Below are 12129 nucleotides of genomic sequence, written 5' to 3' on the forward strand. Positions count from 1 at the left end.
AAGCAAATGTTATAAAACTTATAAGATAAACTGAGAATTAGTTTTGGATTTAAAATAGATTAGTATTTTTGCTGCGTTTTGTATTTCTAATTTAACACAAGGTTCTTTAAAATGCTTACACGAAGGCAAATCAGGGTAAAAGTGATGCAATGCATTTATGCCTTAACCTTATCGCACGATGAATCATTAGAAAAGCAGAAAAAATTTCTCCGAATAAGCATTGACAACACCTATATCCTCTATTTACTTGTTTTAAGTCTTCTCATGGAACTCCATAAAATGGAGGAAAATTTCATCAGATTATCTTTCAAGAAATATATACATGAAAATGACGAAAAATATCCTAATAAAGAAAAATTTCTGAATAATGCAGTGCTTAATCAAATTGTTAACAATTCCCTGTTGCAAAATGAATTGGTTAAACGGAAATTGAATAATTGGGATCTGCACCAGGATTATGTTAAAATAGTATTTAATGAAATAAAAAAGAGTGAACTCTTTGAGCAATATATGCTTTTGGGTGAACAAAGCTATGAAGATGATAAAAATCTAATTGCAAATCTCTTTAAGGAGGTTATAGCTCCAAATGAAAGGATTTATGAATATTTTGAGGATGATAAATTAACCTGGGTAGACGACATTCCCCTGGTAAATACCTTTGTTCTGAAACAATTGAGGAAAGTGAATGAAGAATATAGTCAATCCTTCTTTTTACCAAAGCTTTTAAAAGACTCGGATGATATGGTTTTTGCTGATCAATTATTAACAAAAACCCTATTAAATAATAAAAAATTTGAAGAAGAAATTCAAATAAAAACACCAAACTGGGATAAGGATAGAATTGCAGATATAGATGCAATACTTTTAAAAATGGCCATTTGTGAGCTTACTGGTTTTTCTTCCATACCCGAACGAGTCACTATTAATGAGTATTTAGAAATTGCTAAAGAGTATTCTACACCTAAGAGCAGCATCTTTATAAATGGGATTTTGGATAAATTGGTAAAGGAATATAGAATTAATGGAAAATTGAAAAAAACGGGGAGAGGCTTATTATAAACAAATATTCCTTAATTTTGCATGCAAATCTTAAACTTAAATTACAATGAAAAGATTATTTATTGCCCTCGGTTTAGCCGCTGTGTTAGTACTTAGCTCATGTAAGGAGAATGCTTCCAGCAAGGTAAATACTGAAAACGTTGAAGTAGCAGCCGAAAGAGACTTGCAGGCCAAAAACCTGCCTGTAATGAATTTTGAAAAAACGGAACACGATTTCGGAACCATCACACAAGGTACTCCACAGGAGACTATCTTTAAATTCACAAACGCAGGTAATGCGCCCTTAATAATTACCAATGCAACCAGTAGTTGCGGGTGTACAGTTCCTAATCCTCCTAAAGATCCTATTGCACCAGGTGAAACAGGCGAACTTATTGTGAAGTTTAATGGTTCTGGTCAAAATCAGGTTACCAAGACCATTACCGTAACAGCGAATACGGAAAAAGGAAAGGAAATTTTAAGAATTAAAGCATTTGTTAACCCTAAAGACGCGGGACCCTCAGCAGCATTGGGGCCTGTTAAATAGGTAGGACAAAACTTAACAAAAAACTATGGGTGATATAGGACAATTTCTTCCGATGATACTCATCTTTGCCGTGGCATATTTTTTTATGATACGTCCTCAGATGAAACGTCAAAAAGATGAAAAGAAATTTGCGCAAGCATTAAAGAAAGGTGATAAAATAGTAACTAAAAGTGGCTTGCATGGCAAAGTTGTGGATTTGAACGATAAGGATTTTTCCTGTATAATCGAGACCATGGCCGGAAGACTAAAATTTGACAGATCAGCCATTTCCATGGAAATGAGCTCCAAGTTAAATGTTGTTCCGAAGGAAAAATAGGAATAAAAACAATTTTATTAAAAAACACCGGCCACTGCCGGTGTTTTTTTTTGATCGATTAATTGGTTGAATTTTTTTATATTAAGCTTTTCAATAAAACAATTGTATGTACACGAACAGAAGAAGATTTATTAAGAAAAGCTCATTATATCTTTTAGGATCAGCAACTTCGTTTCTATTTCCTGTTGAACTTTTAGCTTCAATGCGCAAAAAAGTTGGCCCGAACGATCAGATTAATATGGGATTAATTGGGTGTAATGGAATGGGATTTAGTAATCTGCTTTCTCTTTTAAAAATAAACGAAGTCAACGTCATAGCACTTTGTGATGTAGATGAAAACGTACTTTCTCGACGTACTTCTGAGCTTGAAAAAGCCGGTATTAAGAAACCCCAATGGTATAAGGATTATCGGAAAATGTTGGATAATAAGGATATTGATTTTGTGGTTATTGGGACCCCTGATCACTGGCATTGCCTGCAATTGACAGATGCTTTAAATGCTGGAAAAGATGTGTATTGTGAAAAACCAATTGCTAATTCAATGCAGGAATGTGAAATTATGCTGAATACTGTTCAGAATAGTAAAAGAATTGTACAGATTGGGCAATGGCAACGCAGTCAACCTCATTTTGTAGATGCAATTAATTTTGTACATTCTGGAAAACTGGGCGAAATAAGACTGGCAAAAGCCTGGGCATATCAGGGATGGATGAAGCCGGTTCCTATACAGGCAGACGCGAATGCTCCTGCCGGTGTTGATTACAAAATGTGGTTGGGACCTGCACCGGAACGTTTATTTAATCCTAACAGGTTTCATTTTAATTTCAGGTGGTTTTGGGATTATGCAGGTGGACTTATGACAGATTGGGGTGTTCATCTTATTGATTATGCTTTATACGGAATGAAGGCCGGAACGCCTAAATCTGTTATGGCTCTGGGAGGTAAGTTCGCCTATCCGAATGATGCTTCAGAAACACCAGATTCATTACAAGCGGTTTTTGAATATGATGATTTTTCCATACTATGGGAGCATGCTACAGGTATCGACGGCGGAAATTATGGAAGAAATCACGGGATAGCCTTTATTGGGAATAATGGCACCTTGGTTTTAGATAGAAGCGGCTGGGAAGTAATTCCGGAAAAGGAATTTCAGGGCTGGGGCAAAGAAGGCACCCCAAGAATGGAATCACTGCCGCTGCAACAGAATCAGGGAAATGGTCTGGATCTTCATACTAAGAATTTTATAGAGGCGGTAATGAGCAGAGACCCAAAGAACCTTAATGCCCCGATTAAAGTAGGTTACGATGCAGCCATGGTGTCTCATATGGGAAATGTTGCATATAAATCCGGGAATCGAATATATTGGGATACAGATAAAGGCAGATTTACTGATAAAACATCTAATGATATTATGATGGCTTCATATCATAATGGCTGGAAATTGCCTCAATAAAGACAAAAATAAACTTAGCTTATTAGGAATTTACACCCATAAGTTTTAATAGTAAGTTGCTGATTTATTTGTATTTATCATTCAACCCCAGGCCCCTTAAGATCATAGGAATTATCTTTTCTAGTCGTGATTCCTTTGTTTTTTGTTGTTTCGCCCCTTCAATATATTCACTATAATCCTTTTGCTTATAGGGGCTTAGAGCCTTAAATTGTTCGTTAAGCCTAGTGTTTGCTAATAAAGATTCCCTTAAAAGTTCAGGGATGATGATTTCTGTCTTACGCGATGGTTTTAGCTCCAGTCCTTTCTTTTGATTTGCTATTGCTTCTTCTATATAGTTGAGAACATCTACGTTGTCTATATCGCTAACGGCCTTAAATTTCCAATGTCTCATCGATTTTGTTTTGCCTTCCTGAGCATTTTGCAGAACCCCCTTAGGATCACTGAGGAATACCCCATTAAAAAACCAAAGGCCAAAATGATTTTTAAAAGCCATTATTCCCAACACGTTTTTATTTTCGAAAGTATATACGGGAGAACCCCATTTCAGAGTTTCTGCCAATTGGGTTTTCAAGGCAATTTCCCTTAGTTGTGCAATTCCCTCTTTATATTTATGATTTTTGGAATAGTAGGCATCTATTTTTTCTTCAATATCCATAGCCCCATCTATTTGCTGGCTACAATTTCGCAAATTTTCACGATAACCTCAACAGACTTTTGCATACTTTCAACTGGTATGTATTCGTACTTTCCATGAAAATTATGCCCCCCCGCAAAAATATTTGGACAAGGTAGTCCCATATAACTGAGTTGTGAACCATCTGTGCCACCCCTAATAGGTTTTATAATTGGTTCTATGCCCAGTACCTGCATGGCTTCTTTTGCAATTTCAACGACATGAAAAACTGGTTCTATCTTTTCCCGCATATTGAAGTACTGATCTTTTATCTCTACAGTGAAGAAATCTCCGTGTTTTACATTCAGATCATTAACAATATCCTTTAGCAATTTTTTCCTCTTCTCAAATAAAGTCCTGTCGTGATCTCTGATTATAAGTTCCAATTCTGCTTTTTCAATTTCACCTCGGAGGTGATTTATATGAAAAAATCCTTCCCGGCCTTCTGTTTGTTCCGGCACTTCTTTGTTTGGCAATAAATTCATTAACTCATTAATAAGGCCAATGGCATTTACCATTTTTCCTTTTGCATATCCAGGATGTACACTTTTACCTATAACGGTAATTTTTGCTCCGGCAGCATTAAAATTCTCATATTCCAATTCCCCTATCTGGCTCCCGTCTATAGTATATGCCCAATCTGCACTAAATTTTTTAACATCAAATTTATGGGCTCCACGTCCTATCTCTTCATCCGGAGTAAACCCAATACGGATAGGGCCGTGTTTAATTTCCGGGTGCTGAATAAGATACTCCATCGCTGTCATTATTTCAGTAATACCGGCTTTATCGTCTGCTCCCAGGAGTGTAGTGCCATCTGTAACAATGAGGGTTTGTCCTTTGTAAAGCAGTAAATCATCAAAATAATCCGGTGAGAGTACAATGTTGTTTTCTTTATTCAGGACGATATCCCTTCCGTCATAATTATGAATCAAACGGGGTTTTACATTGGTTCCTGTAAAATCCGGGGTTGTATCAAAATGCGAAATAAAGCCAACAGTAGGCACCACTTTTTTAATATTTGAAGGAAGGGTAGCCATGATGTAGCTGTTCTTATCAATAGATACATCTTCCAAACCAATTTGTTTTAGTTCCTCAGTAAGTTTATGGGCCAGGACCCATTGTTTTTCTGTACTCGGGGTACTATTTGAATTTGGATCACTCTGGGTATCTATAGTTACATAGCTAATAAACCGGTCGATAATTTTTTGCATACTACTAAGTTTGTATCAAAATTACAATATTATTTAAAGCCTCAAACAGCGCAATAATAGCATATTGTGCAAGATCCAAATGAAAAAAGAATAATATAACGGACGGTTTAAAATAAGTTTTGTCTACCTTATGAGGATATTAACTCAAATTAGATAACATATGAAACAATATTACTTAGTTATTTTGGTCCTTGTTTTCGGTGCTATTTGCGCTGCAAATGGGCAGATAAGTGGAACGGTTACAGATGATCAGGGGGTTCCGCTTGTTGGAGCTTCAGTTGTAAAAAAGGGTACGACCATTGGTACTACAACAGATTTTGATGGAAATTACAGTATAGATGCTATCCTTGGCGACAGGTTAACGGTTTCTTTTATAGGGTACGAACCTCAAGAAGTTTTAGTAAATAGTACTATTCTAAACATCACACTGGTTTCCGGTTTGGCGTTGAGTGAGGTTATTATTACAGGTTCACGAAACCCTAACAGAGTTGCTACAGAGAGCACGGTTCCTGTAGATGTTATAGATGTTAAGGAACTATCAAGTGTTGGGCCTCAGGTAAATTTAAATCAGATTTTAAATTATGTAGCCCCCTCGTTTACTTCCAATACACAAACCATTTCAGATGGAACGGATCATATAGACCCTGCCTCACTTAGAGGATTAGGACCTGATCAGGTATTGGTTTTGATTAATGGAAAAAGAAGACATACATCTTCGCTGGTAAATGTGAATGGCACATTTGGTAGAGGAAGTGTTGGGACAGATTTAAATTCTATTCCAGCAGCTTCAATAGAACGTGTTGAGGTACTTAGAGATGGAGCTGCGGCACAATATGGGTCGGATGCAATTGCAGGCGTAATCAATATTATTCTAAATAAAGATTCAGGTGAATTAAACCTTACGGTAACTTCAGGTGCGAATTTTTCAAAGAATGCCAATGGGCAAACAGGTGGCTCAGATGGTGAAGCTACTAATATAGCTGGTAGTTATGGAGTTTCTTTGGGCGAAAGAGGAGGCTATATAAACTTTTCCGGAGATTTTGATGTTCGTCAGGACTATAGTCGAATGAAAGAATGGGAAGGCGATGTATTTAATCAATACAATACTGTTGAACGATTTGCAAACGCTGATGGATACGATGTTGCTGCCTTATTAGATGACGATGTAACCGATGTAATTCAATATGCAAATGCAGCAGGGATTGATACAGGGGGAGCAACAACTAAAGCAGAATTGCAGCCTATTCTCTCTGCTGATAATACAGAATCTGAATTAACAGCCAGGGGATTGGTAAGAAGTGATTTTAATATGAGAGTAGGTCAGTCCGCCTTAAGAGGGGGTCGTTTTTTCGCTAATTTTGCACTTCCTTTAGACGACTATGGAACAGAACTGTATTCTTTTGCCGGGATTAGTTCAAGAACGGGTAATTCTGCAGGTTTTTACAGGCTTCCTAATCAGAGTAGAACATATACACCGGCATATCTTAACGGATTTCTGCCAGAAATAAATTCTAATATTAAAGATCAGTCTATAGCAGTAGGTATCAAGGGCAAAATAGGAGATTGGAGTGTCGATTTCAGTAATACGTATGGAAAGAATGCGTTTCTTTATACTATAGGAAATACCTATAATGCTTCCCTGCAAAGTGCATCACCTACAATCTTTGATGCTGGTGGGTTTTCCTTTTCACAAAATACAACCAACCTGGATATTACCCAGTTTTATGATGATATCTTTAGTGGTTTTAATGTCGCTTTCGGTGGGGAATACCGTTTGGAGAACTATGAAATTGTTGCCGGGCAAGAATCCTCTTATGCTCAATATACTGACGCGGGAGAAGTAATCACACTTGCTACTCAGGAACCGTCACAGGATTTCTTTGGAAGTTCAAGACCCGGGGGATCGCAGGTATTTCCTGGATTTAGTCCTAATAATGAATTATCCAGGGGCCGTAGTAGTGTTGCAGGATATGTTGATTTAGAAGCTGATTTTTCTGAAAGTGTTCTTGTGAGTTTTGCAACCCGCTTCGAAAATTACAGTGATTTTGGATCAACCATAAATTTCAAAGTTTCATCACGTGTTAAAATTACCGATAATTTTAATCTTCGGGGAGCATTAAATACTGGATTTAGGGCACCATCCCTGCATCAGATTTATTTTAATTCAACTTCCACGATTTTTGATCAGGATGGGAACCCGCAAGAGGTAGGTACTTTTTCCAACGACAGTAAAGCTGCAAAACTTTTAGGGATACCTGAATTAAAGGAAGAAACATCAAGTAGTGTTAGTTTGGGTTTAACGGGTAAAATACCTGATGCTAATCTTACGGTTACTGTGGACGGTTATTTTGTTAAAATTGATGACAGGGTCGTGTATACAGGACAGTTCGCAGGTCCCGGTACCGGATCGGAATTGGATAATCTTCTTAGACAGGCAAATGCTTCGGCAGCTTCGTTTTTTGCCAACGCAATTGACACAGAATCAAGAGGTATTGATTTAGTTCTTACTCAAAGGGCTAATGTGTGGGACGGATGGATGCTCAATTCAACTTTGGCAGCTACTTTTTCTAAGACCCAGCAGGTAGGAGAGATAAAGGCATCTCAGGTACTTGAAGACGCAGGGCTGGTAGACACGTACTTCCCTGAAGATAGCAGGGTTTACCTCGAAGAAGCAGTGCCAAGAACAAAAGTGAATTTGACTTTTAATCTGTCTTCAGATAAATTAATATTCTTTTTAAGAGGTGTATATTTCGGAAAAGTTACCGAAGCAACTACAAATATTGATAGACAACAGGTTTTTAGTTCCAAGTTTGTAACAGATCTCTCTGTGGGCTATAAGGCAACGCCTTCTCTAACTTTTACAGTTGGGGCAAACAATTTGTTTGACACTTATCCGGACAGAGCGGCAGAGGCTTTGGCCGACGGCGGAAATAACCGAAGTAGCGGTCGTTTTGATTGGTCCCGTAGAGCGCAGCAGTTTGGTATTGGAGGTAGATTCTTATTTGCAAGAGTAAATTTCATTTTAAGATAAACCACAGATTGAAAATTATATAAAAAGCTACCAAATTTGGTAGCTTTTTATATTCATAGCCTTAAATTGGCGGCCTGGATACTTTTTGTCAAAAAACACAGTTTTATGATAAGTTTATTTGATAAATTCTTAAAAAGATTTGAGATTATGAAATTGAAATATATTAATTCTATTCTCCTGTTTTTTATCTTCTTCACAGTCTTGGGTCAAACAGAAGATTGTACCTTAGGTATTGGGGGTAAGGATACTGAAACCATTATAAAAGTATTTCAACTTAATGATGAACAGAGAGTTCAAATGGAATCCTGGATTCAGGAATTGAACAAAGCCAATGAAGTAATTGAGGAACAAATTGATGTTCTTTTGGAAAAACATCCTCAAAGTAACAAAGAGGAATTGCAGGCCATGGCAGAAAAATTTAAACCACTTCGTGCACAGATTATTGCCAATTCTAAAATATACGACCAAAAACTAGTGGGTATACTTAACGAAAATCAATACTTGCGGTATATTAATTTATGTAACGAGGCGTTGCGTGTACCACTCAAGAGATTATCCTCTAAGGAGGATCTGCTGCCGGAGTGATTATTAACACTTCAGGAAAGACGAATTAGTTGGTAATGGTGCGCTAACCTAATGGAAGTTTGTATTTTTGAACAAAGTTTTTTTAGATTATGTACAAGCTCCTGATTAGACCTATTCTGTTTCTTTTGGACCCGGAAAAAGTGCACCACCTGTCATTTACCTTTGTTAAATTGCTATCTAAAATGGGATTTTCAGGTCTCTTTAGGTCTTTGTATCTCGTAAATGATAAACGGTTGGAAAGAGAGGTTTTTGGAATAAAATTTAAAAACCCCGTTGGCCTTGCAGCCGGATTTGATAAGGATGCTAAATTATATAATGAACTCTCTAATTTTGGATTTGGTTTTATTGAAATTGGTACGGTAACACCTAAACCACAAGATGGTAATCCGAAAAAAAGACTTTTCAGATTAAAAGCAGATCACGCAATAATAAACAGAATGGGCTTTAATAACCTTGGTGTTTATGAAGCCGTTGAAAACTTAAAGAAAAATCATAATGTTATAATAGGCGGCAATATTGGTAAGAACAAAATCACACCAAATCATCTTGCGACCAAAGATTATTTAATATGTTTTGATGCCCTTTTTGATCATGTTGATTATTTTGTGGTGAATGTAAGTTCTCCAAACACCCCGGGCCTTAGAGAATTACAGGATAAGGAGCCTCTTACGGCACTCCTGATGGCTTTAAAACGTGAAAACCATAAATACGCACAAAATAAACAAGTAATTGAGAAACCAATTCTTCTAAAAATAGCTCCCGACCTTACGAATGATCAGTTATCAGATATAATTCAAATTGTTGAAGACACCAGAATTTCAGGTATAATTGCTACTAATACTACTATAGCCAGAGAAAATCTAAAATCAGATTATGATCTCGTGGAAGAAAAAGGTGGATTAAGTGGAAAACCCCTTTCGAAAAGAAGTACTGAGGTAATTAGATTCTTGTCTGAAAAAAGTAATAAGGCTTTTCCAATTATTGGGGTTGGGGGAATTCATTCTGCGGAAGATGCCCTTGAAAAACTGGAAGCAGGTGCAGATTTGATTCAGTTATGGACAGGATTTGTCTATGAAGGACCAGCATTGGTAAAAAGGATAAATAAAGCCATTCTAGACCAAACCTAATCGCGACCAATTTATTTCACTGGAGTACTATTTGCATTCTGTTACTTCAAAAATGGCAATATATTCTATTGTTCCGTCCAATAATCAACAACCAATACGTCATCTACGGACGGACCAATAAGACTGACAAACGCCTTATGATCGGGATGCGGCAAATATATGGCACGATCTTCTTCACTTTTAAAACTGACAAAAAAGCAATGTGTAAATCCTTTATCCAGTCCTTCCGGACTATTGTTTAAACCCCATTCGAAAGCAAAGATCTCTGGTATTTTACCCGCTAAAGCGCCAAAGGCCTCTTCATACGAAACTATTTGATCCTCTGATGTTTCTTCTTTAAACTTAAAAAGGACCACATGTCGTAAAACGCTGTCCTTCGAATTTTGTAATTCCGTTTTTGTCTGATTTATTTTATTATCCATTTTTATAGAAGTAAAGCTAAGTGAGACTAGGCCAAGGACCGCCGTGATAAGAAGTATTTTAGTTTTCATAAATAAAATTTTTGTAAGATAAAGAAAAGCAGGAAACTTTTGTATTTTGAGCTATAATTCATATAAATTCTAAGCTTGAATTACGAAATACTTTCCGCCTTTATCCTGGCAACGGCTGCCCTGGCAATAGCACCGGGACCCGATAATATTTATGTCTTAACACAAAGCATATCCAATGGTATAAAATATGGCCTTTCAACCACCGCCGGACTAATTACAGGATGTATTGTCCATACTACTTTCCTGGCATTTGGTGTCTCAGTACTAATTAAGGAAAACGATCAGATATTTTTCGTCGTTAAACTATTTGGAGCGTTTTATTTGTTTTACCTGGCTTATAAGGTATACCGTAATAGGGCGCATATTACTTTAGATAATACAGAGATTCCTAAAAAGTCCTTAAGTCAATTATTCAGACAGGGTTTTATTATGAATGTGCTCAATCCGAAGGTTACTATTTTCTTTCTTGCTTTTTTCCCCGGATTCCTTTTTAGCGAAGATTTGAATACAGTAATTCAATTTTATGTACTTGGTTTGTTATTTATGATTGTTACATTCATCATTTTTTCTTCGATTGCAATACTTTCCGGGGCTATTGCAGAACAAATAAAAAAGCATTCTGGTATTGAATTATTTCTAAGGTGGTTACAAATTGTTGTCTTTTCCGGCATCGGAATCTTCCTGTTGTTTTCGGATAATTAATGCTAATTTTGGTAAATACTAGATTCAGCGTATGCCCGAAAAAGTGAAGATTATTGAATGCCCAAGAGATGCTATGCAAGGCATTAAAAGCTTTATTCCTACAGAAAGGAAAATAGCTTACATTCAGTCACTACTGGGTTGTGGCTTTGACACCATAGATTTTGGTAGTTTTGTATCTCCAAGGGCCATACCCCAAATGGCCGATACTGCTGAGGTGCTTTCAAGATTAGATCTTTCCAAATCAAAGAGCAAGTTATTGGCCATTGTGGCTAATGTTCGCGGTGCAAATGAAGCAAGTATACACCCGGCAATTGATTATTTGGGATATCCTTTTTCTATTTCTGAAAACTTTCAAATGCGGAACACGCATAAAACCATTGCACAATCCATAGATGTTCTGAGTGAGATTCTTGAAATAGCCAATGCAACTAACAAAGAAGTAGTTACTTATCTCTCCATGGGATTCGGGAATCCATATGGTGATCCATGGAGTGTAGAAGTTGTTGGAGAATGGGCAGAAAAATTGGCAACTATGGGAGCTCGGATACTTTCTTTGTCTGATACGGTTGGGACCTCTACCCCTGAGGATATTAACTATTTATTTTCACATTTAATTCCTAAATACCCCAATGTTGAATTTGGAGCCCATTTGCATACAACACCAGGCAGATGGTATGAAAAAGTAAATGCTGCATATAAAGCAGGTTGTCGAAGGTTTGATGGCGCAATACAGGGGTTTGGGGGTTGTCCAATGGCAAAAGATGAATTAACCGGAAATATGCCAACTGAAAAAATGTTGTCTTATTTTACCGAAAACAAAGTAGATACCGGAGTCCAATGGATGGTTTTCGAAGCAGCACATAATAAGGCCTCCGAGCTGTTTTCCAACTATCAATAAAGGTGTGCACAAGAATTGCCTATTGCTAGTATAACTCTCTTTATAAACCCTTAT

12 protein-coding genes are annotated in these 12129 nt (G+C 36.9%); 9 read left to right on the forward strand and 3 right to left on the reverse strand.

Annotation, left to right across the window (positions count from 1 at the left end):
* Nucleotides 1–111 precede the first annotated feature (111 nt).
* The 4 genes from nusB to Q0874_RS06725 all read left to right on the forward strand — a co-directional run bounded on the left by nusB (nucleotide 112) and on the right by Q0874_RS06725 (nucleotide 3354).
* Complete coding sequence (gene nusB, locus Q0874_RS06710) at nucleotides 112–1059, forward strand: transcription antitermination factor NusB (RefSeq protein WP_299160976.1); 948 nt, start codon at nucleotides 112–114, stop codon at nucleotides 1057–1059.
* A 46-nt stretch (nucleotides 1060–1105) separates the two neighbouring features.
* On the forward strand, nucleotides 1106–1585 hold the full coding sequence (locus tag Q0874_RS06715) for a DUF1573 domain-containing protein (protein WP_299160980.1): 480 nt from the start codon (nucleotides 1106–1108) through the stop codon (nucleotides 1583–1585).
* Between the two features lie 25 nt (nucleotides 1586–1610).
* Nucleotides 1611–1901, forward strand: a complete 291-nt coding sequence (yajC, locus tag Q0874_RS06720; protein WP_299160982.1) for a preprotein translocase subunit YajC — start codon at nucleotides 1611–1613, stop codon at nucleotides 1899–1901.
* 106 nt (nucleotides 1902–2007) lie between these two features.
* Nucleotides 2008–3354: a Gfo/Idh/MocA family oxidoreductase gene (locus tag Q0874_RS06725; protein WP_299160985.1), complete on the forward strand. Its 1347-nt coding sequence runs from the start codon at nucleotides 2008–2010 to the stop codon at nucleotides 3352–3354.
* Nucleotides 3355–3418: 64 nt separating this feature from the next.
* Here the strand turns inward: Q0874_RS06725 and Q0874_RS06730 are convergent, their stop codons facing one another.
* Together Q0874_RS06730 and pepT are read right to left on the reverse strand one after the other, a co-directional pair.
* A complete protein-coding gene (locus tag Q0874_RS06730; protein ID WP_299160987.1) occupies nucleotides 3419–4009 on the reverse strand; it encodes a DUF1801 domain-containing protein in 591 nt (196 codons plus the stop codon).
* 8 nt (nucleotides 4010–4017) lie between these two features.
* Nucleotides 4018–5241 carry a peptidase T gene (gene pepT / locus Q0874_RS06735; protein WP_299160989.1) on the reverse strand — a complete coding sequence of 408 codons (1224 nt, stop codon included), beginning with the start codon at nucleotides 5239–5241 and terminating at the stop codon, nucleotides 4018–4020.
* A gap of 160 nt (nucleotides 5242–5401) precedes the next feature.
* Here pepT and Q0874_RS06740 point away from each other — a divergent pair, with 160 nt between their 5' ends.
* From Q0874_RS06740 to Q0874_RS06750, 3 genes are all read left to right on the forward strand, one after another.
* A complete protein-coding gene (locus Q0874_RS06740; protein ID WP_299160992.1) occupies nucleotides 5402–8272 on the forward strand; it encodes a TonB-dependent receptor in 2871 nt (956 codons plus the stop codon).
* Between the two features lie 105 nt (nucleotides 8273–8377).
* Nucleotides 8378–8857 (forward strand): hypothetical protein, encoded by a 480-nt coding sequence (locus tag Q0874_RS06745; RefSeq protein WP_299160994.1) that lies wholly within the window; start codon nucleotides 8378–8380, stop codon nucleotides 8855–8857.
* An 89-nt stretch (nucleotides 8858–8946) separates the two neighbouring features.
* Entirely contained in the window at nucleotides 8947–9984 is a 1038-nt protein-coding gene (locus tag Q0874_RS06750) for a quinone-dependent dihydroorotate dehydrogenase (RefSeq protein WP_299160996.1), read from the forward strand.
* 65 nt (nucleotides 9985–10049) lie between these two features.
* On the opposite strand, the gene Q0874_RS06755 is transcribed toward Q0874_RS06750, so the two are convergent.
* The gene (locus Q0874_RS06755; protein WP_299160998.1) at nucleotides 10050–10475 is read right to left on the reverse strand and encodes a Dabb family protein; all 426 of its coding nucleotides are present in this window, start codon (nucleotides 10473–10475) and stop codon (nucleotides 10050–10052) included.
* Nucleotides 10476–10550: 75 nt separating this feature from the next.
* On the opposite strand from Q0874_RS06755, the gene Q0874_RS06760 reads away from it, so the two are divergent.
* Complete coding sequence (locus Q0874_RS06760) at nucleotides 10551–11177, forward strand: LysE family translocator (protein ID WP_299161000.1); 627 nt, start codon at nucleotides 10551–10553, stop codon at nucleotides 11175–11177.
* 31 nt (nucleotides 11178–11208) lie between these two features.
* Nucleotides 11209–12075: a hydroxymethylglutaryl-CoA lyase gene (locus tag Q0874_RS06765; protein WP_299161002.1), complete on the forward strand. Its 867-nt coding sequence runs from the start codon at nucleotides 11209–11211 to the stop codon at nucleotides 12073–12075.
* Nucleotides 12076–12129: the final 54 nt, after the last annotated feature.

Source organism: uncultured Eudoraea sp. (assembly GCF_947490415.1).
In the GTDB taxonomy this organism is placed as follows: Bacteria; Bacteroidota; Bacteroidia; order Flavobacteriales; family Flavobacteriaceae; genus Eudoraea.